22 protein-coding genes are annotated in these 24,026 nt (G+C 47.4%); 14 read left to right on the top strand and 8 right to left on the bottom strand.

Features of this window, described 5'->3' with window-relative positions; all coding sequences use genetic code 11:
• Nucleotides 1-237 precede the first annotated feature (237 nt).
• Nucleotides 238-663 (top strand): DNA-binding protein, encoded by a 426-nt coding sequence (locus GX135_02505; protein NLN84961.1) that lies wholly within the window; start codon nucleotides 238-240, stop codon nucleotides 661-663.
• A gap of 10 nt (nucleotides 664-673) precedes the next feature.
• On the opposite strand, the gene GX135_02500 is transcribed toward GX135_02505, so the two are convergent.
• The 3 genes from GX135_02500 to GX135_02490 form a co-directional block, all read right to left on the bottom strand.
• Nucleotides 674-997: a hypothetical protein gene (locus GX135_02500; GenBank protein NLN84960.1), complete on the bottom strand. Its 324-nt coding sequence runs from the start codon at nucleotides 995-997 to the stop codon at nucleotides 674-676.
• A 1,309-nt stretch (nucleotides 998-2,306) separates the two neighbouring features.
• Nucleotides 2,307-3,644, bottom strand: a complete 1,338-nt coding sequence (gdhA, locus tag GX135_02495; protein ID NLN84959.1) for an NADP-specific glutamate dehydrogenase — start codon at nucleotides 3,642-3,644, stop codon at nucleotides 2,307-2,309.
• Between the two features lie 69 nt (nucleotides 3,645-3,713).
• A complete protein-coding gene (locus GX135_02490; protein NLN84958.1) occupies nucleotides 3,714-4,928 on the bottom strand; it encodes a 6-phosphofructokinase in 1,215 nt (404 codons plus the stop codon).
• A 144-nt stretch (nucleotides 4,929-5,072) separates the two neighbouring features.
• On the opposite strand from GX135_02490, the gene dnaX reads away from it, so the two are divergent.
• A complete protein-coding gene (gene dnaX / locus GX135_02485) occupies nucleotides 5,073-6,683 on the top strand; it encodes a DNA polymerase III subunit gamma/tau (protein NLN84957.1) in 1,611 nt (536 codons plus the stop codon).
• A gap of 93 nt (nucleotides 6,684-6,776) precedes the next feature.
• Here dnaX and GX135_02480 read toward each other — a convergent pair whose 3' ends face one another.
• A complete protein-coding gene (locus GX135_02480) occupies nucleotides 6,777-7,025 on the bottom strand; it encodes a hypothetical protein (GenBank protein NLN84956.1) in 249 nt (82 codons plus the stop codon).
• A 139-nt stretch (nucleotides 7,026-7,164) separates the two neighbouring features.
• Between GX135_02480 and GX135_02475 the strand changes: the two genes are divergently transcribed.
• Nucleotides 7,165-7,548, top strand: coding sequence for a hypothetical protein (locus GX135_02475; protein NLN84955.1), 384 nt, complete (start codon nucleotides 7,165-7,167; stop codon nucleotides 7,546-7,548).
• A 15-nt stretch (nucleotides 7,549-7,563) separates the two neighbouring features.
• On the opposite strand, the gene GX135_02470 is transcribed toward GX135_02475, so the two are convergent.
• Nucleotides 7,564-9,249 (bottom strand): glutamine--tRNA ligase/YqeY domain fusion protein, encoded by a 1,686-nt coding sequence (locus GX135_02470; protein ID NLN84954.1) that lies wholly within the window; start codon nucleotides 9,247-9,249, stop codon nucleotides 7,564-7,566.
• A 181-nt stretch (nucleotides 9,250-9,430) separates the two neighbouring features.
• Here GX135_02470 and GX135_02465 point away from each other — a divergent pair, with 181 nt between their 5' ends.
• Nucleotides 9,431-10,591, top strand: coding sequence for a glycosyltransferase family 4 protein (locus GX135_02465; GenBank protein NLN84953.1), 1,161 nt, complete (start codon nucleotides 9,431-9,433; stop codon nucleotides 10,589-10,591).
• Nucleotides 10,578-11,852, top strand: a complete 1,275-nt coding sequence (locus GX135_02460) for a glycosyltransferase family 4 protein (GenBank protein NLN84952.1) — start codon at nucleotides 10,578-10,580, stop codon at nucleotides 11,850-11,852. The genes GX135_02465 and GX135_02460 overlap by 14 nt, the downstream gene beginning before the upstream one ends.
• A 13-nt stretch (nucleotides 11,853-11,865) precedes the next feature.
• Here GX135_02460 and GX135_02455 read toward each other — a convergent pair whose 3' ends face one another.
• Nucleotides 11,866-12,921 (bottom strand): glycosyltransferase family 9 protein, encoded by a 1,056-nt coding sequence (locus GX135_02455; protein ID NLN84951.1) that lies wholly within the window; start codon nucleotides 12,919-12,921, stop codon nucleotides 11,866-11,868.
• Between the two features lies 1 nt (nucleotide 12,922).
• Complete coding sequence (locus GX135_02450) at nucleotides 12,923-14,263, bottom strand: oligosaccharide flippase family protein (protein ID NLN84950.1); 1,341 nt, start codon at nucleotides 14,261-14,263, stop codon at nucleotides 12,923-12,925.
• A 412-nt stretch (nucleotides 14,264-14,675) separates the two neighbouring features.
• Between GX135_02450 and GX135_02445 the strand changes: the two genes are divergently transcribed.
• From GX135_02445 to GX135_02435, 3 genes are read left to right on the top strand one after another with little or no spacing between them, the layout of a single operon-like run.
• The gene (locus GX135_02445) at nucleotides 14,676-15,827 is read left to right on the top strand and encodes a glycosyltransferase family 2 protein (protein ID NLN84949.1); all 1,152 of its coding nucleotides are present in this window, start codon (nucleotides 14,676-14,678) and stop codon (nucleotides 15,825-15,827) included.
• Nucleotides 15,828-15,842: 15 nt separating this feature from the next.
• Nucleotides 15,843-16,856 (top strand): NAD-dependent epimerase/dehydratase family protein, encoded by a 1,014-nt coding sequence (locus tag GX135_02440; GenBank protein ID NLN84948.1) that lies wholly within the window; start codon nucleotides 15,843-15,845, stop codon nucleotides 16,854-16,856.
• Nucleotides 16,853-17,884, top strand: coding sequence for a Gfo/Idh/MocA family oxidoreductase (locus tag GX135_02435; GenBank protein NLN84947.1), 1,032 nt, complete (start codon nucleotides 16,853-16,855; stop codon nucleotides 17,882-17,884). Before GX135_02440 ends, GX135_02435 begins: the two co-directional genes overlap by 4 nt.
• Before the next feature lie 10 nt (nucleotides 17,885-17,894).
• On the opposite strand, the gene GX135_02430 is transcribed toward GX135_02435, so the two are convergent.
• Complete coding sequence (locus GX135_02430) at nucleotides 17,895-18,152, bottom strand: hypothetical protein (protein ID NLN84946.1); 258 nt, start codon at nucleotides 18,150-18,152, stop codon at nucleotides 17,895-17,897.
• 310 nt (nucleotides 18,153-18,462) lie between these two features.
• Here GX135_02430 and GX135_02425 point away from each other — a divergent pair, with 310 nt between their 5' ends.
• The 6 genes from GX135_02425 to GX135_02400 are packed head-to-tail and all read left to right on the top strand — an operon-like array spanning nucleotide 18,463 to nucleotide 23,962.
• A complete protein-coding gene (locus tag GX135_02425) occupies nucleotides 18,463-19,350 on the top strand; it encodes a polyprenyl synthetase family protein (protein ID NLN84945.1) in 888 nt (295 codons plus the stop codon).
• Nucleotides 19,351-19,354: 4 nt separating this feature from the next.
• Nucleotides 19,355-20,146 (top strand): capsular biosynthesis protein, encoded by a 792-nt coding sequence (locus GX135_02420; GenBank protein NLN84944.1) that lies wholly within the window; start codon nucleotides 19,355-19,357, stop codon nucleotides 20,144-20,146.
• A complete protein-coding gene (locus tag GX135_02415; protein ID NLN84943.1) occupies nucleotides 20,147-21,121 on the top strand; it encodes an NAD-dependent epimerase/dehydratase family protein in 975 nt (324 codons plus the stop codon). It begins immediately after the preceding gene.
• Nucleotides 21,121-21,981 carry a class I SAM-dependent methyltransferase gene (locus GX135_02410; protein NLN84942.1) on the top strand — a complete coding sequence of 287 codons (861 nt, stop codon included), beginning with the start codon at nucleotides 21,121-21,123 and terminating at the stop codon, nucleotides 21,979-21,981. The genes GX135_02415 and GX135_02410 overlap by 1 nt, the downstream gene beginning before the upstream one ends.
• A gap of 26 nt (nucleotides 21,982-22,007) precedes the next feature.
• The gene (locus GX135_02405; protein NLN84941.1) at nucleotides 22,008-22,985 is read left to right on the top strand and encodes a flippase-like domain-containing protein; all 978 of its coding nucleotides are present in this window, start codon (nucleotides 22,008-22,010) and stop codon (nucleotides 22,983-22,985) included.
• On the top strand, nucleotides 22,982-23,962 hold the full coding sequence (locus tag GX135_02400; protein ID NLN84940.1) for a MoxR family ATPase: 981 nt from the start codon (nucleotides 22,982-22,984) through the stop codon (nucleotides 23,960-23,962). The genes GX135_02405 and GX135_02400 overlap by 4 nt, the downstream gene beginning before the upstream one ends.
• Nucleotides 23,963-24,026: the final 64 nt, after the last annotated feature.

Here is a 24,026-nt window from a genome sequence, read left to right as displayed (position 1 = left end):
TGAGTGATTTGGAAAAAAACAAAAAATTCGTACAGACTAAACAAACGGATTATGAATATTATCATAGACTTTCTAAATCGATATTGGACAATTTAGATATTGTTTTAGGCCAGTTACTCAACTTGAGTAAAGAAGAGGTAGATTATATTATAAATTACAATCTTAAATACCGCATGAGCGGTAGCTTGACTAACAGTGAATAAATATCAGTCTCTTGGAGATAGGTCTCTTTTAACATTGTCAAGCACTGCTTTCCTTTGCAGCCGGAAAGTATCCGCTGCAAGCGTTTTGAAATCCTATGATTGGGCACTTGAACAGGTTAAAAGTGGAACTTGTGTAATCGGAGGGTTTCACAGTAAGCTGGAAAGGGATGTCCTCCACTTTCTTTTGAAGGGAAATCAACCGTTGATCATTGTTCTGGCGCGCGGCTTCTACAAGCGCTGGACTCCGGAAATCAGAGCCAGGCTGGACAAGGGGAACCTGCTTGTCATCAGTCCCTTTGACGAAGGCGTTACAAAGGTTGACCGTTTCACCTCCATGGTACGTAACAAACTGATCATAGAATTGGCGGATAAAATTGTTGTGGGATATGCCAGTCCCGACGGGGTGATTTCCCGGCTTCTCAAAGACCTGAATAAGCCTTTGGAGTTTCTGGACCGTTGATGCTCTCATTTCATTTTTGCGGGATTAAATCCCTCGTATTTTGAGCGATCGGAATCGACTCGTATCTTTTTTCCACTTTGCAAAAGAGAGCCTTTTTCGGACTTTTTGAACCGCAGAAAGAAAAGGGCTTGATTCCGTCACTACGCTCCAAAATGACGCATTTCTTCGGGTTTTTATACTGAAGATGCAGGCTGGGAGATGGCGACCAGACGGATGGAGCACCGGTTTTCAACCGGTCGGCGCCGCCGGATTTCTCCGGTGGAAAAGGATGCCGGCTTTGTTCTCTGTGCCAGATGAATCTGGCACCAACGGCCGAATGAATTCGGCGTTCCAACGAGCTCTTCTCCGGTGCTCCGGAATGACGCATTTCTTCGGGTTTTTATACTGAAGATGCAGGCTGGAGAATTGCGAAGCGCCGGGGTATAAGACTTGTGAAAACTGTTAAAATTCATAGGGAGTGGACGGCTGTAAACTCGATGGATACAGGGTTTCAGCCTTTGAATGGATGAAAACAGCCTGTTGCGAACTGATAAAATGATTGAAATTGATAATGCTGAGCGTATAGGGTTTATCAATTCTCCGGTTCTCAATCGATTCCCATCCTGTTTTTTGCTCAAAAACGGCTTAAACCAGCTTTTTCGTAAATATAAGTCCTTGATGTTCAGTAGCTTGACTTGCATGGTCGGTATTGATGGGAGTTAATGGTTTAATCAATTAAACATTTTCTCTTATACCGTCCCTTTTAGAAAAAGGGAGAGAATGGAAAAAAGAGAATACACATAAGATATAGGTATATATACATATATAGTATATATATTACTATATAATTCAATATTTTTATATATTATATATGATATATATAGGGTAGCTAAGGTTCTGGACTCCTGTGTCTTGGCTCTCTTTTTGTCAAGACGGATACAGAGTCCCGAATTTGGACTTTTGAAAAGCTCCCGTAAAAGCGGAATTTATAAATTGATAAAGCGGATAGACTCATAATATGGGCTAATTGATTTGTTGATAGGCAGTTACGATAAGGTTTCCCCAAAAAGTGCCTTGGGAATTGATTGAATTTCATATAATTGATAAAAGGCCGCAGATGCCAGGTTCGGCATCCACGGCCTCGGGGTTCTGATTTACCTTAGTTCAGGTCAATTCCTTCCAAGACAGGGTTCAGGCTGTAGGTCATTCTCATGCGGTTTCGATAGCCGATTTGCTCTCTGTGCCAGATGAATCTGGCACCAACGACCGGATGAATCCGGTATTCCGGTGCTTCCGCAAATCCCTTTTCATCCGGATAATCCTGTGCATCCCTAATCTATTATAAAAAATCAGCGTAATCTGCGTGAAAAAAAGCGAAACCCCTTGACAAAGCGCCCAATTCTGCCCCTATATATAGGGTCGTTTCTTGAATGCGGCTTTTGTATTGTTTTTGGCACCCTTTTCCCACCCCCGAAAGGGATTCGGATACTCGTCAGGGGTTTGTCAGGCAAGGAATTAGCTGCAATCAAGAAGGAAGGAGGTTGTAAAAAAACCTGAAAATCACCGCCTTTAAGGCAAGACGCTTAAAAGAAAATTTCATGAAAATAGAAAAACCCGGCTGCGGGAGCCGGGTTTTCTGTATTTATTAGAGTTGATTGTGGGTTTTAGATGACACCCTGGTCGCACATGGCGTTGGCAACTTTCATGAAGCCAGCCACGTTTGCGCCTTTCACATAGTCCACGTGTCCATCGGGCTGTTTTCCGTGTTCCACGCAGGCGGCATGGATGTTTTTCATGATGGACTGCAGCTTTTCGTCCACTTCTTCGCGGTCCCAGCTGAGACGCATGGAGTTTTGGGTCATTTCCAATCCGCTGGTGGAGACACCGCCGGCGTTGGCAGCCTTTCCGGGGGCAAAGAGGATTCTTGCATTCCTGAAGACTTCGATGGCTTCGGGTGTGCAAGGCATGTTTGCGCCTTCGCAGAGGCAGGTGCAGCCGTTGCTGATGAGGTTTTTCGCGTCTTCAACATCAAGTTCGTTCTGGGTGGCGCAGGGGACTGCGATGTCCACAGGGACTTCCCAAGGACGCTTGCCGGGGAAGAATTTGGCGTTGGGATATGTGTTCAGATAGTCGCCAACGCGGTCGTTGTTGGAAGCGCGAAGCTCGACCATGCAGTCAATCTTTTCGCCGCTGATGCCTTCTTCGTCAAGGATATAACCGTCGGGGCCGGAGATGGTTACAACTTTTCCGCCCAGTTCGTTGATTTTTTGGACGGCACCCCAGGCGACCTGACCGAATCCGGAAACGGCAACGCGTTTTCCTTCAAAGCTTTGGCCTTTGGTTTTGAGCATTTCGTGGGTGAAATAAATGATACCAAAGCCTGTGGCTTCAGGACGGATGAGGCTTCCGCCCCAGGTGCGGCCTTTGCCGGTGAAAACGCCGGTGAATTCGTTCACCAGTTTGCGATAGTAGCCATAGAGAAAACCGACCTCGCGGGCGCCAACGCCGATGTCGCCAGCAGGGACGTCGGTATCGGGGCCGATGTGGCGGTAAAGCTCTGCCATGAAGGATTGGCAAAAGCGCATGATTTCACCGTCGGATTTTCCTCTGGCGTCAAAGTCTGCTCCGCCCTTTCCGCCGCCCATGGGCAGGGTGGTGAGGCTGTTTTTGAAGATCTGCTCGAAGCCGAGGAACTTCATGATGGAAAGGTTCACGCTGGGGTGAAAGCGGATGCCGCCCTTGTAGGGGCCGATGGCGCTGTTGTATTGCACGCGGATGCCGCGGTTCACCTGCACGTTTCCATTGTCATCCATCCAGGGGACGCGGAAAATGATGGTGCGTTCGGGCTCAACGAGGCGCTCGAGCACGTTTGCTTTCACGAAGCGGGGATTGCTTTCATAGGCATCCCAAATGGTTTCGACAACTTCTTTTACTGCCTGATGAAATTCGGTCTCTCCCGGATTCTTGGCAATAACCTTGTCCATGAATTCATTAAAGGTCATGGTTTCCTCCATCTGTGTATTTTTTGATTTTAAGCCAGTATTTTGTTAAGCAATAATATGTCAAGTGTTTCAATCCAGCAGTTTTGCCACGCTGGGGGCACGCAGCCTGTGAGAGAGCTCAAAGCCGCTTCCCACAAGGGGCAGCAGATATTTTTTGAATTCATCCGTCACGCCATTTCCTTGTTGATTAATATATTCAGGGGGCATAAGCTTGGTTTTGCGGGCAACATCCTCCAGTTTTTGCAGGCGATAGTCCACGGCGTAGGAGCCAACACGCTGAATGGAAACGGAGCCATCCAGATTGTCCCAAAGAGCGAAGTGGACAGCCTTTTCCGCGGCTTCACGGGCTTCGCGTTGGTCCACGTCGGAAACGCAGCCCAAAAATGAGCGCTGAAGGTAGCCAAATGTATCGGAACGCACGCGTTTGATTTTGAGTTTTTCCTTCACCAAATCGCCAAGCAGGTCGCCCAACATGCCGGTTCCGGAAAGCTGGACATTGCCGTGCGCGTCGGTTTCGGTGCTTTGGGTGAGCGTGGTAATCACAGGAACACCTTTTTCGTTGACGATGCCTTCGGAAACCGCCACCACGCAGCGGCCGTGCTGGTCATAAACGCGTTTGACGTCGGAGAGGAATTGTTCTTCCTTGAAAGGGCGTTCTGGCAGATAAACGAGATGGGGACCATCGTCCGGATATTTTTGTCCCATGACGGAGGCAGCGGTTAAAAAACCCGCGTGACGTCCCATCACGATTCCAATATAAACGCCGGGGAGGGCGCGGTTGTCCAGATTCACACCGGCGAAGGCGGACGCCACAAACCTTGCCGCGGAGCCAAAACCGGGGGTGTGGTCGTTCAGGACAAGGTCGTTGTCGATGGTTTTGGGTATGTGGATAGCTCGAAAATCATATCCAGCCAGCTTTGCCTCTTCATTTACAATGCGCACGGTGTCCGCGGAGTCATTTCCACCGACATAGAAAAAATAGCGCACATCATGGGCTTTGAGCGCCTTGAAAATCTCTTTGCAATATTTTTCGTCCGGTTTATCACGGGTCGAAAACAGGGCCGCGGAAGGGCTTTGCGCCACTTTTTCCAAGTTTTGAACGGTTTCCTGGCTTAAATCCACAAAATCCTCATTCACAATGCCTTGCACGCCATATTGGGCGCCGTAAATCCGGTCAACCTGGGCAAATTTGCGGGCTTCCAACACAACGCCCGCCAAAGATTGATTGATGACAGCGGTGGGGCCACCACCCTGGGCAATCACCACTTTTCCTTGTAGTTTCATCTTTTACCTCCACTGCTCTTGATTTTTTTTTGAGAGACCCGGAACAAGCCGGGGTAAATCCCGATTAAAACAGAGGGATAATTTGTCCAGTAGAAAATGCTTGCCTGAAAAAGGGGATTCAAAAAGAATGGATTTGGAGAACAGATGAGCTACATTGTACTTGCCAGAAAATACCGTCCGCAGACTTTCGCGGAGGTTTACGCGCAGGATCATATCACACAGATCCTGCATAACGCCATTATCGGAAACCGCATCGCGCATGCCTATCTTTTCACAGGACCGCGCGGGGTGGGAAAAACCTCGATGGCGAGGATATTTGCCAAAAACCTGAACTGCGTGGAAGGACCAACCGTAACGCCTTGCAATATATGTCACAACTGCTTGGAAATCACTTCCGGAACCTCGAACGACGTGATTGAGATTGACGGTGCCTCAAACACAGGTGTGGACGATATCCGCGAGCTTCAGCGTGAGCTTCTTTACGCGCCCAGCCAATCGCCTTGGAAAATATATATCATCGACGAAGTTCACATGCTTTCAAAAAGCGCCTTCAACGCGCTGCTTAAAACGCTGGAAGAGCCGCCGGAAAACGTGTTGTTCATTTTCGCGACCACCGAACCGTTCAAGGTTCCACCCACCATCATTTCCAGATGTCAGCGCTATGATTTTAAACGCATTCCCATCGATTCCATCGTGAAAAGGCTGAAGGAACTGATGAAGGAAGAAAACATTAGCATCGACGCGGAATCCCTGCATCTCATTGCCAGAAAAGCTGATGGCAGCCTGCGCGACGCGCTTTCATTGACCGACCAGGTGCTTTCATATTGCCAGGACGAAGTGACTATCGATAAGGTGAGACCCATATTCGGACTCATTCCCACGCAGGTTTTTGGGGATTTGATGCATCTGGTGGAAGCCGGAGACGCGCCCGCGCTTTTGGAAAATCTTCAGCGGATTTTTGAGCAAGGGGCGGATTTGCAGGAATTCATCAACAATTTGATGGAATTCATCCGGATTGTGATTTTGCGCAAGGTGGGAAGCTCGCCCAGCGAAATCACCCCCGAGGAATTTCCTCTTTACGATGATGTTGCCGCTCTTTTCAGCCAGGAAAACCTTTTGTATATGCTCAGCATGCTGATGGAAGCGAGGAGCGAAATCAAAAGCAGCGGAAATCCATTTCTGATTTTTGAGCTGGTGATGCTCAAGATGTGTCGGCTGGATGAAATGGAAGATGTGGCAAATCTGGTTTTACAGCTTGGTTCGCAGAATTTACCTCAGCCGCAAGCGGTTCGACCCGCGCCCACAGCTTCGCCAAAACCGGCTCCACGCCCGACCACGACAAGTGTTCCGCCTCCAAAAGCGCAAGCCGCGGAACCGCCTGTTTCGCGTCGGATGGAATTCAACCAGGAAAATCTGGACCAAAACTGGGAACGCATCGTTGCCCGGGTGAAACGTGAAAGCGGTGCCGCTTCCATCGCCCTCGGGCAGACCAAAGCCGAAATCAAAAACTCAAACAAGCTGAACCTTAAAGTTTCTGGAGGTACATACCACAGTAGTCTGCTGGGTTTCAAGGATCAATTCCAAAAGATTCTGGATGAGCTTTTTCAGCCCAGTCCGCGTCTGAACATCGAATTGGTGGAAAGCGAGGCTCCCACACAAGTTGAGATAAAACGGCACACCCTGGAAGACCTCAAGAAAATGGATGAAAATCTTTCCCATTATATTGATGCCACAAAATCAAAGCTGCTGCCCTGAAACGGCATATTTCAAATAATAGAAATGGCGCCAAGCCGATTCGTGCCTCAAATTGAGGACATTCCAGCCTGGCGCCAAAGCCAAAAAAGTGGCTTACATTTCGACGAGCTGGGCTGTTACAAATTCCACCGCGTTAAGTTTTTTAACGATGGAGTTCAAACGCCTTTTGTCACCGTCCATTTCCAAAAGAATGAGGCCATCATTGGCACAGAGTTCTTTGGAAACCTCATGCAAACCAAGGCGAACCTTGATGTTGCATCCATATTCTGTGAGGATGCTCTGCACTTTTGCCGCATCACTGATACGACTGTCGATCTTGATCATGATCACTTTGTAGGTCATTTTTACCTCCCGGAGCCATTTGGAAAAACAGTACTTATCTGTCCACACTTTTTTTTAAAAAGCTTGTGGATGGAAAATTGTGTTGACATGACAAGAAGGTAAACTATGTTGTCTGGGAAAATCAAACAGGAGTAAACAAATGAAATTTATGGGAAGCGTTTTGGCCATGATTGGCGCGGGAATTGTTTTGATTGTGGCGGTAGCGGCAATGGTCTCCCCCACTTTCAAAGCTGTTTGGAACCATGAATTTTCCGCGGGTGGAGAGTTTTTGGTTGTGGCGGCGGTACTTGCCGTCATGATTGCGGTTTTGGCCTACATCTCTTTTTCCACAAAACGGAAATTAATGGGCGCCATCATTATTGCCGCTTCGTTTGGGGGAATAATTTTTGGCAGTACGATTATTGATATCGCCATGCTTTTCAGCGTCTTGGGCGGGTTCGCGCTCTATTCTATTAACGACGAGGAACCCAAGACTGAGGATAAACCGCAGGAAGAAGAGCCGAGAAAGCCTGAGCAGAAGTGATTCCGCGGTTGTTTTTTATTGTTTACGCTGCTGTCTCGCCCAGCCGTCTTTGAGGGTCACGATGCGGTTGAAAACAGGTTTTTGGGGACTGCTGTCCAAATCCACGCAAAAATAGCCTTGGCGCAGCAACTGGAAGCGTTCTCCTTTTTCCGCTGAGGCGAGCGAAGGCTCCATTTTACAGCCTGTTAGCACTTTCAGAGATTCAGGGTTCAGGTAGTCTTCAGGGCTTTTACCTTCTTCCATTTCGTTCATGTCCGCCAGGGTGAAAAGCTGTTCGTAAAGCCGCACTTCAGCATCAATCGCGTGGGCTGCGCTGACCCAATGGATGGTGCCCCGCACTTTTCTTTTGTCTGGAGTGGAGCCGCCTCTGGAAGCGGGGTCATAGCTGCAGATTATTTTAATGATATTGCCATCCTCATCTTTTATGGCTTCCTTGCAAATTACGTAATAGGCGTGTTTTAGACGCACTTCAGCGCCCGGAGAAAGACGGAACCAGCCCTTGGGAGGGTCTTCCACGAAATCTTCCCTTTCAATATAGAGTTCCTTGCCAAATGGAATCATGCGCGTTCCGGCGCTGGAATCCTCGGGATTATTTATCGCTTCCAGCTCTTCAAAGCTGTCGTCAGGATAGTTTTCGATGATGAGCGGAATCGGATCCAAAACCCCCATCACGCGCTTCGCGGTTTGGTTCAATTCTTCTCGAACGCAGAACTGCAGAAGCTCAAAATCCACCATGGAACTGGCTTTCGCCACTCCGATGCGGTCGGCAAAATCTCTGATGGCGGCGGGTGGAAAACCCCTGCGCCTCATTCCTGCAATGGTTGGCATGCGGGGGTCGTCCCAGCCTTTTACCACATTGGTTTTCACCAATTCCAAGAGCAGCCTTTTGCTCATCACGGTGTAGCTGAGGTTCAAGCGGGCAAATTCAATCTGTTGAGGAAAAGAATGAACCGGCAGGTTTTGTAAAAACCATTCGTACAGCGGTCTGTGGTCTTCAAATTCCAGGGTGCAAAGAGAGTGGGTGATGCCTTCAATGGAGTCTGAAAGGCTGTGGGTGTAGTCGTACATGGGGTAGATGACCCATTTTGTTCCGGTGCGGTGGTGTTCGGCTTTTTTGATGCGGTAAATCACGGGATCACGCATGTTCAGGTTTGGAGAAGCCATGTCAATCTTGGCACGCAGGGATTTTTCACCTTCCTCGAATTCGCCATCCCGCATCCTGCGGAAAAGATCGAGGTTTTCCTCGATGCTGCGCTCACGCCAGGGGCTGTTTTTTCCAGGAACGGTGAGGGTGCCGCGGTATTCGCGGATTTCTTCCTGACAAAGGTCGCAAACAAACGCCAAACCTTTGTGGATCAACATCTCAGCATATTCATAGAGCTGATCAAAATAATCCGAAGCATAAAAAAGCTTGTCTGCCCAATCAAAACCGAGCCAGCGCACGTCTTCCATGATGGAATCCACGTATTCTATATCTTCCTTGATGGGGTTGGTGTCATCAAAACGCAGATGGCAAATGCCGCCGTAATCTCGCGCCAAGCCAAAATTCAGGCAGATGGATTTGGCGTGTCCGATGTGCAGATAGCCATTCGGCTCCGGCGGGAAGCGAGTTACGATTTTGCTGTGTTTTCCGCTTTCGAGATCGCGGTCTATAATCGTGCGGATAAAATTTGATACCACTGGTTTTTCGATGTTTTCCATATTGGTCACCTTTGATTCTTTGCTTCGTACCATTTTTTTGGAGGCAGCACCACAGTCAAGAGATTTACTGGCATCTTCTTTTGCGAAGACACGTTCGAGCTTGGGAAATATTCCTTGTCAAAAACCCGCATCGTCCGTTTCTGTCCTTTCTTGGTGTGTTTTAACACGTTTGGTGCCTAAAATGAAAAAAATCATGCTGATCAGTGACCTCTATCCGAGCCGGCAAAATAGCCTGCAGGGTGTTTTTGTGCAACATCAGGCTCAGGAATTGGCACAACATTATGAAGTCAAAGTTTTGGCGTATGAGATCGGAACTCGTTACAGAGTAGAGAATTATGAGCAGGATGGAATTGAGATTTGCCATGTTACATACCCTGCTCTTCGCAATCCTTTTTTATCCGCATTTGCAACTTTTCCGGCCAGTGTTTTGCCCGCAGTGAGACGAGCTTTTGCGCGCTGGAAGCCGGATTTGATTCAAGTTCATGATTTCCGGCATGTTCCGGAGCTTTTTTGGTTGAAAACCTGGCTGGATCGAGTCCGCATCCCAAAATTCCTCATTTTGCACAACATTCGCACCCATCCCGCCCGCTTGATGGGAAACCGGATGCTGCCATTTTACCGCAAAACCTTGCGCAAGGCGCTTTCTTGCTGGGATCACGTTTTCACGGTGAATGCCAGACTGCAAAAATGGCTTTTTCCATTTCTGCCAAAAGAAAAAACCAGTATTTTGGGCAATGCTATCAGTCCCACGATTCCCTGTGAAGAAGCTGAACTTGAGCCCATCACAAAGCAATTTAGGGCTGTTAGTTACAAGATTATTTCCGTGGGAAACCTAACCCCTGAAAAAGGCTTCCGCCACTTGATTGATGCCGTGGCTCAGCTTAAACAGGAAGGCTGGGAAATCCAGCTTTTTATTTTGGGAAAGGGTGATGAACGCCGCGATTTGGAAGCAAAAATTAAAACAATGGGCTTGGGTGAAAACGTGAAACTGGCCGGTGGTTTGGAAAACAGGCTGCTGCGCAATCTGTATCGATATTTCGATGTCTTCGTGCTGCCCAGCTACAGTGAGACTTTCGGTATTGTTTATCTGGAGGCAATGTATGCCGGGATTCCAGTTATAGGAACGATTGGAGAAGGGATACATGGTCTTTTTGAAGATGAAAAAGAAGCCTTATTCGCCAAACCGCAGGATGTTTCAGATTTGACAGAAACGATACGCAGCCTTATGCAGGACAAACAGATGGCAGATTGTATTTCAAAGGCTGCCCAGCAAAGGGTTAAGCGGGAATTCATGCTGCCGGATCTGATTTCAAGATTGAGAAAAGTGTATGAACAACAATAAGTTACTGATGATTATCAACGAATTTCCGCCCACCGGCCTCAGCGGAGTGCAGAGAGCGCTCAAATTCATGAAATACGCCTGCCGCGAGGGTTGGGAAGTACACGCTGTTGTTCCCAAAAAGCCGGTGCGCAAAGAAACCGACCATAGTTTGTTGCAGGAAATTCCTCCTGAAGCCCACATCCACAGGGTTGGCGGCTTGGGTATCCGCTCCCGCAACGTGAGCCGCATCACTTGCACTCGTTTTGAAGATACCATGCCCAAAAATCCCGTTTCCAAAGCTTTCTGGACTTTGGCAAAATTGGTGAACGACATCATCTGGCCCATCGACAAACAAATTGGCTGGACACCTTTTGCGGCTTGGAAGGCAGCTAACATCATCAAACGCTACAAGATAAGTAATCTATATATCACTGCCTATCCTTTTTCGTCTTTCGTGGCGGGACTTTGGTTAAAAAAACGTTTTGGCAACAAATTATTCTGGGTGGCAGACTATCGCGACGCCTGGCAATTCGGCCCACTCATCGAGCGTAAAGTACATGGCTTCAGAATGAAACACATCCGAAAAATGGACGAGAAATTTCTGCGGAACAGTGATCGGGTTATTTTCGTAACTGAAAAAACCCGCGCTCACTATGTGGATAAATATACCTGGCTTTCAGAAAAATCGGAAGTTATTACCAATGGCTTTGATGAAGATGATTTTGAAGGCTTGCCAGCAAAACAATTCTCGGAACCAACCTTGGTTTACATGGGCAGGATGGACCGCAATTACGGTGACCCGATCCCAATGTTGGACGCCATGGCAGCTTGCAATATCCCGGGGTTTCGGTTTTTACATCTGGGCAGTATCGCGCCATATATTTTGGCTCGCATCGAAGATGGAAATTATCCGTTTTATTCCTATTTAGGCTATTTGCCCCATAAAGACGCTCTGGAACACACTTTGGGGGCATGGGCAAACTTGATCATGATTGAAGAAGACCCCGAATCTGAACTTGTTTTGCAAGGGAAATTATTTGAGCTTTTACGAGCTGGAAGACCGATTTTATCGCTTGGGCCAGAACGCTCAGCCATAAAAGACCTGATTTATGAAACTAACTCTGGAATTCACGTTTTGGCAAGGGATTCCGAAGCTATCAGCAAAGCTTTACAGCAGATTTTGAACAATCCTGAGCAATTCTCCACCACAGCCAAAAACATTGAAAAATTTACCCGCAGAGAGCTGACCAGAAAGCTGCTGAGCCTTTATCCGAAAAACTGACCAGTTATTGAGGTCAAAGTTTTTCCAAGATCGGCTTCAAAGAATCGTAAACCATCTGGGGACTTAAACCTAACAGACACTCCGCTTTACAATTCCGTTTTTTATTTCGCACGCAAGGGGCGCAATCAATTTCAAGGCGCACAATCTCGCTTTTTGGGGAAAAGGGCGCAGTCTGATTTTCATCCCCAGGGCCAAAAATGGTTAAAGAAGGTATTTGGAAACAAGACGCTATGTGCCCCAAACCGGAATCAGTATTCACAAAAACATCACAAAGAGATATGAAGGCAGCCACATTGCACAAGGAGCTGCGCTCTAACAGCTTAACACCTTCAATTTGAGATAGATATCGACCCTCTTCCTCTTCATCAGGACCTGCAATGACCACTATGTTCAGGTCAAAATCTTTCTTCACTGATTCAATCAAGGTGGCAAAATATTCAACAGGCCAGCGGCGGAAACTATTGCTTGCCATACAGCCAGGATGGATCGCCAGAATGTTTTTACTTCCAAGCTGCTGTGTTTTTATATAGTTAGCAGCCCATTCCAGGTTTTCCTCAGATAGTGTGAAGTCGGTCGCCAAGTCCAGCTCTTCCCTCTTTTGCACAGCTTCTTCCCATTTTGGCAGTTCAATCGCGGTGGCTAAAAGTTCATAGTTCGAATGCGCTCTGCTTTGCTGAGGCTTGCGTGGAACATAATCTGTTAAACATGGCAGTTTAAATTTATTATATTCACTTATCTTATGTTTTGCTTTAATAAATAGCAGGAAAAGCCATGTTTTCCAAGCTGTTACACCTGATGAAAAGAAAGCCGCGTGGTATTTTTCCTTGCGAAGTTTTCTGAGGCTGGCAATCAGCTCCCGTGGTTTCCAACCTCCAAAAATGATTTCATCCACATAGCTTGCGTTTTGCACCGGAAGCGCTGCCGCATGTGGCAACACGAGCAAGGTGATATTCAGCTCTGGATGCATTTTTTTGGCAACCCTGAGCGCGGGAGTGAGCAAAATCATGTCGCCGATGCCCCAGGTGTGGATAATCAGAATACGCTTTTGATGATTTTTCACACTGCGCATATCAGATGCCACCCATCTTCTTTTTGGATATTTGGGTCAACAGCTCACGGATTGAAAGATAAAGCTCCCGCCAGTCTTCGCGTTTGGGAATCAAGTGTGGTAAAAGCCTTCCCGATGTAGCCTTCTGCTCGTACGCAATGATTAGGAAAAACCAAAAAAGATACGCTATCGAAGTTGCCAATGCAGCGCCGTTGATGCCCCAAAGCGGGATCATCAAATAGTTCAACCCAACATTCAGCAGTAAGGCCAAACCCGCAATCACGATGGTAACAATCGGGAAACCCTTGCTATTCAGATAGTTATTAAAAAGCGAACCGAAGCTGAGCCCAAAACTTGCAGGGATCAGCCATAAATAGACCGCGTACGCTGGAACAAAATCCAGGCCAAAGAATATGCCTAACACATATTTACCCAGCAACATAAACCCCAAGTTTCCCACCAGGAGGAACACGCTGAAAAGCATCAACATTTTCTTCATGAGTTGCCATTTTTCGGTTTCTTCGGCGGTGTCAGAAAGCTTTGCCAAAAGTAGGCTGCCCACCAGATTTGAAGCAACCTGCAGCATGTCAACCACATGTGCCGCAATGGAATAGATTCCAACCTGGCTGTAGTCCAAGAGGCGTTTTACAATCACGATATCTGCCCTCACCAAAAGCGAGATTAAAAACATGGAAACGAAGGCTCTCATTCCAAAACCGTAGGAATGTTTGATGAAGGAAATGTCCATACTGGATATACTTATGCGCTCTCGATGCCCAAAACTTAAATAGGCCAGCGAAATTGCCAAACCAATAACTGTGAGACCCAGATAGTAGCCAAAACGGTCACCACTTGGAACCAGAATGAAGCCCGCCATAAGCAGCAGCAGACAGGAACCGGTGTTAATCAAATGTGCCATGGAGCTTTGAAAGACTTTATCCACCCCAATATAGAAGGCTTGCATCTGCATAACTGCTTTCGTGAAGGTGATATAAATCACAAACAGCGCCATGTAAAGAGGGGTGAAATCGAAGCTCAGAACTTGGTTCCAAAACTTGATCAAGCCCAGCCCCACAGCCAGGAATAACAGGGTTTCAAAGGCAAACTGCAGCAAGGTCCAAGCATACAAATCGCTCCGTTTATCCGGATTTTTCCTGATCAGATATGGATAACTGTGATTCAAACCCATGCCCAAAACAGCCCAAATAAACCCACCCATGGTCATGAGATAGCTGAGACGCCCTTTTCCCTCCACGCCCAAATAGCGCGCGGAAAGCCAACTGACGCAAAAAGATAGCACCAATATGACCACGCGAAATCCGCCGCTGACGGCGATATTCTTTTTCAGGTTGATTTGGGACATCCAACATCCATAACTTTATATTATACTTATGCTTGGTGTTTTCATTGCTGTGACAGCCGCGATAATACCAAGCGGAAAAATCAAGATTTCAAACGGCTGAGCCTTGTCAAGTCCAAATTTCCCTTGGTGATTCCGCAATAATTCAAGTACCCACGAAAAGTTGCATCTCTGTGAATTTTCTTGACAGAATAGGGCACATAAAAGTCAGGCTAAGCATCATCATAATTACATATTCAAAAAAAAGGAACTTTATGCAAGGCAGGAGCCTCAATTTCATAGTCAACAGCAATGCCACTGTTTATCAGGGTGTTATAGCTTTTCCCAGCTTGAAAAGATCGATTCCCGCGCTGGATGCAAATCGCCGGCAAATATCGCGAATCAACTATATGGCGCGGAAGAGGTAAAACCTGATATGACAATTGCCAAAGTCCTTTTTTGGTGCTCTTTTGGGCTGCTTGCCTACCATCTGTTTGGCTATCCTTTTTTATTGCTTCTGATTAACAAGATCAAACCCAAACAAAAAGAGCTAAATTGCAAGCTGCCACAGCCTTTACCCACGGTCACGGTTCTTTGCCCAGCCTACAACGAAGAAGAATCCATCGCTAAGAAGATTGAATCGTTCCTGCAAATGGACTATCCCAGAGACAGGGTCAAAATGATCGTGATTTCAGACGATTCCAGCGACCGCACAAATGAAATCGTGGAATCGTTTTCCGGGCAAAACGTGGAGCTTCTAATCCAAAAACCGCGTCGCGGAAAACCCAGCGCCCTGAACATGGTTTTGCCTAAGATGGATTCGGATTACGTGCTTTCCACAGACGCAAATTGCATGTTTGCACCCGACGCCTTGAACCTGTTAATGGAAAAAATGCTTTCCAATCCTCGCCTGGGCTTGGTTTCAGGAGAAGTGCGCATCGTTCCTGGTGAAGGAAATCGATCGGGAGAAGGCCTGTATTGGCGTTATGAATCCTGGCTGAAAAGCTTGGAAAGTGAGCTTGGTTGCATCATTGGCGCAAATGGCGGCATTTTTTTGATCCGGACAGACCTTTTTGAAAAGGTTGATCCTCAATCCGTGGATGACTTTGAACGCGTGCTCACAGTCTTGAAAAAAGCTTGGAAAACTGCCTACGAGCCCCGCGCGAAAGTGTTTGAAGAGGAAACCCAATCCGCTAAACAGGAAATGTCCCGCAAAATCCGCATCGTCACCCGCGAATGGTTTGTGGTGGAACGTAATCTCGCGTTGCTCAACCCCTTTCGCCATCCCGCAGTTTGCTTCAAACTTTTTTCCCACAAACTGCTGCGTTGGCTTTTTTTCGTTTTTGTGTTGACAGGATTCATTGCCTCTGTTTTTTTGTCGAGTATATTGTTTTACAGGATCATATTTTGCCTTCAGGCTGCAGTTTATGGCTATGGAGCACTGAGCCTGCTCTTGCAGAAAAGAAACCTGCGTCTGCCATTTTCCACAGCTCCAGCCTATCTTATGGCAATGATCTGGTCTTCAATGGCGGCTTTTTTCCGCTATATCACAAGAACCAGAATGAACACTTGGGAACCGGTGCGTTAGGAGACACCTAAAATTATGAATATTCTTGTAACAGGCAGCAACGGATTCGTTGGCAGCAGATTGATGTGGGATTTTGACCACGCGGGCTACCATGTGGCGGGGATTGATATCAGCCCCAACTGCAACAGTGAGCCCCATCCCAAGACTCTGATCGGCGACATCCGCGACGCCAAAGATCTCAAAAGCGTAAATGGCGCCTTTGAACTGGAAAACAATTCTGAAATCGATCTAATTATCCATTGTGCCGCCGCGAAACACGATTTTGGCATTAAGCGTGGCGAATATTTTGACCATAATAAATATGGAACCAGAACGTTGCTGGATTTCGCGGAAAAAACCGGAATCAACAAGCTCATCTACCTCAGCACGGTGGCTGTGTTTGGTCATCCTGAAGGCCCTGCAGATGAAAACGCTCCGTATGCAGCGGATCACCCCTATGGTGAATCGAAACTGGCTGGCGAAGAGCTTTGCATCCGTTGGCAGGAAAAAGACCCAGCGCGACAATTGATTGTGCTGCGTCCCACTGTCATTTATGGTCCCAACAATTTTGCCAATATGTATAAACTGATGGATACAATGCATCGGCGCCCAATTGCTATGGTGGGACAAGGCAACCATAAAAAAAGCGTGGTTTCCTTGGACACAATGGCAGATATGATCATGTTTTCCCTGAGCTTACTTGAACCGGGCTTCCAGCATTTCAACTGTGTGGATGAGCCTTATCTCAGCCTGCATGAACTGATGGAGTTAATCGCCTCGCAGCCCGGTTTCAGGATGCCGCATTTGCGAATCCCGGCATCTGTGGCGGTTGGGATTGGCAAGGTTTTTGATATCCCCGCGTCTTTGCTGGGCTTGGACCTGCCTGTGAATAGCGACAGAATGCGTAAGTTCTCCACTGCCACAGACTTCCGTGCCCCAAAAATTCGCGAAGCCGGGTTCGTTCAAAAAAAGAGTATCGCAGACAGTATCGCCGAAATGTGCGCCTGGTATCTGGAACACCGAAAAACTACTAAAGGAGCAGTTGTATGAGCAAAAAGATTAAACTGGGTTTGATCGGCTGCGGCCGCATCTCCAAAAACCATTTTGAAGCAGTGTCGCAAATCCCTGAAGCAGAATTTGTTGCCTGCGCAGACATTTTGGAAGACAAAGCTCGCCAAGCCGCTGAAACCTATAACATCAAAAACTGGTATACCGATCACTTGGAAATGTTGCAAAAGGAAGAGCTGGATGCGGTTAGCATCTGCACTCCCAGCGGCTTGCATCCCGCCCTGGGTATCGATGTGGCGAAACATAAAGTTAATGTGATCACAGAAAAACCCATGGGAATCAGCATCGAAAGCGCGGATAAATTGATTAAAGCCTGTGATGCCAACAAGGTAAAACTCTTCGTGGTGAAACAAAACCGGCTCAACAGCACCATGCAACTGCTTAAAAATGCCATTGAGAAAAATCGTTTTGGCCGTATCTTTTTGGCCCAGTCAAACGTTTTTTGGCAACGTCCCCAAGCCTATTACGATGCTGAAAAATGGCGCGGGACTTGGGAATTTGATGGTGGCGCCTTCATGAACCAAGCCAGCCACTATGTGGACGCGCTTTATTGGCTGCTGGGAAACGTGGAAAGCGTGATGGCATATACATCCACCATGGCGCGCCGCATTGAAGCGGAAGACACCGGCTGCGCCATCCTGCATTTCCGCAGCGGAGCCATCTGCACCCTGAACGTGACCATGCTCACATATCCCAAAAATTTCGAAGGTTCCATCACAATTATTGGTGAAAATGGAACTGTTAAAGTTGGCGGTGTGGCAGTGAACAAAATCGAAAAATGGGAATTTGAGGATTACGACGACGACGATCGTATTGCTCGGGATGCAAACTACCAGCCTCCAAATGTTTATGGATTTGGCCACAACCCCTACTACCGCAATGTGGTTGATGTTTTGCTAAACAACGGTCGCATTTTTACAGATGGTCGTGACGGTCGTAAATCAGTGGAAATCATCCAAGCCATCTACCAGTCCGCCAAAACTGGCAAAAGAATTTCCCTTCCCTTATAAAATATCTTTTTTAGATTCTAATGCTTTTAATTGTGCCCTGATTCAGCTTCAGTGCGGGCTGTCCGTGAATCATCATGATGATTCCCAGCTCGCGCCCACAGGCAGGGCAAAGCGGTCGGGAAAAAGTTGCCGCACCAGCCAAACCCACATTATCCTCGGTTAAACGGTTGATCATGCACTTTATCAGTCTGCCTTTTCCCGCTTTAAAATATCGGAACAGCTTGTAACCGCAACGGCATTCGATGTCGATGATTTTTCCTGTACGCATTGTTTTTTATCCTGAACGCCATGTTCTCAGTCGATGTTTTGGGGTCAAGAGAAAATAGTTTGGCAGCGTTCTTGATTGCCGCCTTATGTATTCCTTATGTTTCGCTTTAGAAAGTTAAGGTTGACATAAGGCAGCAACCATTACAAGCTCACCCGAAACAGAATCACAAATATGTCAAAGTCTTTATGGCACAAGCTTTGAGCCTCAAAAAATCAATGGGGTCAGAAAACACTTGACAACAACCGGCGATTCATAGTAATGAAATATAAAATGGTATAAAACTGAGATGGATTGCCATCAGGAGTATAACTTGCTTTTACAGAAGTATTTTGAGACCCGTTTGGATTTGATCGAAAAAAGTCTGAAACACTATCTCGGAACTCAGACCCAACCTGCCAAGGAACTAAAAAAAGCGATGCATTACGCGGTTTTTTCCGGTGGGAAACGCTGGCGCCCTCTTTTATTGCTTGCGATTTATGAAATGCTTGCCGGGAAACAGAGTAAAAAAGGTCTGGCTGAGGCGGTCAAAGCTGCGACAGCAATAGAATTGGCCCACAACGCGGCGCTGGTGCATAATGATTTGCCGATGTTGATGAACAAGGCGGAACGTCGATCCAAACAGGCTTTGCATTTAAAATTTGACAACGCGGTCGGCATTTTGGCGGGTGACGCGCTCTACACCCTGGCTTTCGAAATCTTGGGCGAGATTGTGCCGCCTTCCAAATCCCTTGCCTGCACACGTATTTTGTCCATCAGCACCCGCAGCTATGGCTTAATCGGAGGCCAGGCTGTGGAATTGGAAAGCAAACATCGCCAGATGAAGCTGAACATTTTACGTTATATTGACCTTAAAAAAATCTGTTCCTTGCTGCAGGCCGCATCCGATATGGCTTGTGTTTTGGCGGGAGCGGATGAAAACATCAGACAAATCATGAACACCTACGCGCAAAACCTCGGCTTGGCTTTCCAGATGATTGAAAATATCAGCGCGGACTATAATCGCGGCAGCGAAGGCTTGGATTTTGATGAAGAATTTGTGCCAAAATCCAAAAACAGCTACACGGCTTTTTTGGGCTTCGACAAAGCTCGCCAAGCTGTGGAAGAAATGTTGGATGAAAGCGAACGGATGATTGTGCCATTTGATAGCAAAGAGGTGCTTTTCGAATTCATCCAGATGATAAAAGAACATCTGCCTTGATGATATGATAGACATACATTGCCACCTCCTGCCAAAGCTCGACGACGGTTCAAAAACCTCTGAGGATTCTCTAAACCAACTGCGCGCAATGGCGGATGGCGGCATCAGCGATGTTTTCCTCACTTCACACTTCATGCCCGGGCGCTATCACTATGAGCGCAAAGATTATGATGCCAGATTGCGCGAACTTCAGGAACTGGCAAATCAGAACCAGATTATGATAAAACTGCACCCAGGCTTTGAAATCTTTCTGCATCCCTTCAGCCTGAAAGATATTGAAAAACACAATCTCCGCCTGGGAAATTCCCGCTACGTTCTGGTGGAATCAGATTTGAACGGATTGCCGTCGGATTTTTATGAAAATGTTTACCCATTGCTGCGCAAAGGCTACAAACCCATTTTGGCACACGGAGAGCGCTATGTCAGCATCATGCACAACGTCCACGACGCCAAGGACTTAATCCGCAAGGATATTTATATTCAGGTGAATGCCGGCAGCCTTTTGGGTCATTATGGCGAAAAAGTGCGTCAAACGGCATGGCTGCTGCTTCGTAATGGCTGGGCCCACTTTATGGCCTCTGATGACCATGCCAAAATGCCCTACGGATCCTATTTTGAAGCTGTTGAAATGGTGAAAGCGGAGTTGGATGTAAATGTGGCGAAACTGCTCACGCAGGATTTTCCCGCCAAAATCCTTAAAAATGAGAGAGTTCCATATAAATACGTATACCTGAGAACGGCTCCACAATCAAGGCGCCGCCGGAAAAAAAGTCTCTGGCGCAGGATTTTTGAATAAATGCCCAAACTCCTCATCACCGGTGTCACTGGACTCATCGGCAGGGCTGTACTTGATGCCATTTTAGCCAAAAACAACGATTGGCACATCACCGCGCTCATCCGTCCCGGAACAAAACCTCAGCGTTACAACGCGTTCAGCACCCAGCTTGAACTGGCAAAAATCGACCTCGCTGATATCAATGGTCTGAAAAACTTCCTTGCAGACAATTCTTTTGACGCGGTGATGCACATTGGAGCCCTGCGTGGCGGACGTAAGTTTAATAAAAACGAATTTTTGCGGGCAAACTTTCTCTCCACCCAGCAACTTGCGGAATTCAGCCTTGAATATGGGGCAAAATTCATGTTTTGCTCGTCGGTGGGAGTGTTTGGTGCCATCCCAGAAGAACTGCCCGCAAACAATCGCACCGAACGCAACCCGGATAATTTTTACCACTACACGAAGATAGAAAGTGAAAAAATGATTCAACGTGCCACACTGCGTGGCTTAAAATCTGCAATCCTACGCCCTTCAATCACTTACGGAAGCGGTGACTACGGTTTCCCCTACCAGATGGTGAAAATGATACACAAAAAACAATTCCCACTGATTAACAAAAGAATCTGGATTCATCTGTGTAATGTGAACACCATCGCCCAGGCATTTCTCTGGCTTTTGGAAAACGATTTCACCCCGGGAACGGCTCTCAACGTTGCGGACCGCGAGCCGGTGCAACTCCATCAGTTGGTAAACTTTATCTCACGCGAACTACGTGGCAGCAACTACAACACGCTGCTAAAACTTGACCGTCAATTCTTCCGCTGGGGCGAAAGCTTGGCACGCTGGGCGAAAAACGAGCTTTGGGTGAGCCGTTTTGAGCTAATCTCGCGCTCTTGGTTCTATCAAGTTTCTGATACCTATGAACTTATGAATCTCCCGGAAAGTTATACGATTCCGGATATCCGGCTCACGATTTCGGATTATTTGGGGAAATAATGGCCATCCCGATTATCAAGGACTGGGAAAAATATTACAGTGAACCCCATGAGGGGCTTGGTTCTTCCTACGAACGGGTGGTTTTGAACGACCTGATTTTGGCAACCGCGAAAAAATACGACGTGAAAACAGCCTTGGAGAGCCCCAGTTTTGGTTTCACTGGTATCAGCGGCATCAATTTGATGGCTTTGGCGGATTCCGGCGTGCAAATTACATTGCAGGATAACGATGCGCAGAGATTGGAATTGATTCGAGAGCTATGGAACTGGCTGAACCGCCCTCTGCGCGCGGAACTGAACCCGGATTTTCGCAGCTTGGAATATCCGGATAAATCCTTCGACCTCAGTTTTTCTTTTTCCGCGCTGTGGTTTGTGCCGGAGCTGAAAGCTTTTTTGACAGAGCTTTCCCGCGTCACTGCCAAAGTTATTTTCATCAGCGTTCCAAACCGCTCCGGAATCGGCTACAAGCTGCAGCTTCGTGATTACAGTCCCCAGGAATATCCCGAGCTAAAACTTGAGCACATCGACCCCGCTTCCATCATTTCAATCTTGGGAAAACTGGGCTGGAGGCTGGAAGACAGCGGCTTTTTTGATTGCCCGCCCTGGCCCGACATTGGCATGACCAAGGAAGAGCTTTTGGGAAAATGGCTTGGCTTCAAAACCGCTCCCAAAGCGGATAATCCCCCAAAAGTGGAAAAATGCCTCAGCATTCTCAGCCACTACGAAGGGCGGGATCCAAGCTTTGAAAAACGAATGCGAAAACTGCAATGGTTCGAAAAAACCGTGCCTGAAGCCTTCAAAAAGATTTGGGCGCATCATTACAGGCTGGTTTTTTCGCGCCAGGGCAATGCCGGAGAATAAATCTGTCTCGTAAACGCCTGATTTATTTGGTCGTTGGCCTGCTTTTAGGCCTGCTTCTCATCTGGCTCTGGCTGCGCAGTATCGATCCCCGGCAGGTGATTTTGAATATCCGCAGCGTCAAGCCGGATTTGGTTGTCTGGGCTTCAATTATCTATCTTTCTGCCTACGCGGTCCGTAGCTGGCGCTGGAACCTGCTCCTGCGCAAACAGGTGAAAATCCCTGTGGGCAAAACATTTCTATATAGCATGGGTGGAAACTGGGTGAACTACCTCATTCCAATTCGTGCTGGAGAAGTCGTAAAAGCTTGGTTTATAAAGAATAACCATGGCATCCCCATTTTTAAAACCCTCCCCTCCATTTTCATCGATAAAACTTTCGATACTCTGGGCATCCTGTTCGTGTTACTTTTGTTGCCACTTCTCAAAATTCACGTTTCACCCGCTTTGGCGGTTCTGTTGATTCTTTTGGGACTTTTTTTCCTGGCTTCCATGGCTATCCTGCTACTTTCGGTTTGGCATAAAGACAAGGTGGCAAAGCTTTTACATGCCCTATTCTCCTGGCTGCCTCAGCGCTTCCAAACCAAAATCGACCGCCATATCGAAGTTTTTGTGCAAGGTTTGAACGTGTTCGAGCAACATTGGAGCCACCTGCTTTTCGCGGTCTTGCTCACAGCCCTGGGAGTGACTCTGGATGGCTTTTATTTTTTCCTGCTTTTCCAAGCCTTTGGAGTTGAATTGAATTTTCTGAAAGTGCTGTTTGGCTATACTCTGATAAACCTTTCCTACGCTCTGCCACAGCCACCGGCACAGTTGGGCAGCAATGAATGGATGATGATAATCATCTTTTCGGTGGGATTTGCATTGACAAAAGATAGCGCCTCCGCGATCATGGCTTTCGCGCATGTTTTGACATCCGTCTTAATCGGTATCACTGGTTTGGGTGCCATCCTCGGTTATGGCGGACAGGCGCTGAAAGTAATGATTCACGGAGATAAAGATATATGAACAGCGAAAAAATGATACAAATAATTGAAGAATTGAAACCCTTGAAACAACAGCTCTTGGACGAGATTCGCAAAGTGATTGTTGGCCAGGACGATGTTGTGGAAAAAGTTTTAATCGGCCTTTTTGCCAATGGTCACATGCTGATTGAAGGCGTGCCAGGCTTGGCAAAAACCCTGCTCATCTCCACCATCGCGAAAGCGCTGAACCTGTCCTTTGGCAGGATTCAATTCACGCCTGACCTGATGCCCTCAGATATCACTGGTTCAGACATTCTGGTTTCCCGCAGCGGTGGGGAAAGCCGGGAATTTCAATATATCAAAGGCCCGGTTTTCGCAAACATCATTCTGGCGGACGAGATTAACCGCACACCTCCAAAAACACAGGCAGCGCTGTTGCAAGCCATGCAGGAATATCAGGTCAGTAGTGGAAACAAGACCATGGATTTGGATCTGCCCTTCATCGTGATGGCCACCCAAAATCCCATCGAGCAGGAAGGAACCTATCCCCTGCCGGAAGCGCAGCTTGACCGTTTCATGCTTTTTATCGACATTGGTTATCCCAGCTATGAAGAAGAGCTCGCCATCGTGCAAAACACAACCGGCGCGCCCGGTCAGGAACCACATCCACTGCTTTCCGCGGAAAAAATTATCGCGATACAGACCGCAATCCGAAATATGCCGCTCAGCAGCCACGTTCTGGAATACGCTGTGAAACTGGCACGTTCAACCCGACCCGGTGACCCAAGCTGCAAACCCTCCATCGCTGAAAAAATAAACTGGGGTGCAGGCCCCCGCGCGAGCCAATATCTGGTTTTGGGAGCCAAAGCCAAAGCCGCTCTGGATGGACGTCTCACACCTTCTGAAGAGGATGTGCGCGCAGTGGCGCTTCCGGTACTCAGCCACAGGGTTTTGATTTCCTTCGCAGCTGAAGCAGAAGGAATCAGACCTGCCGACATCATTAAAGAATTGATAAATTGATGCGGGAAACCGGCATCAGCAAAGTATATATTGTAACAGCCAAAAATGGCTGGCTTCATCCATT

This window comes from Candidatus Cloacimonadota bacterium (genome assembly GCA_012522635.1).
GTDB lineage: Bacteria > Cloacimonadota > Cloacimonadia > Cloacimonadales > Cloacimonadaceae > Syntrophosphaera.
Note: the sequence above shows the minus strand (reverse complement) of the source record. Positions and strands in the feature narration are given on the sequence as shown.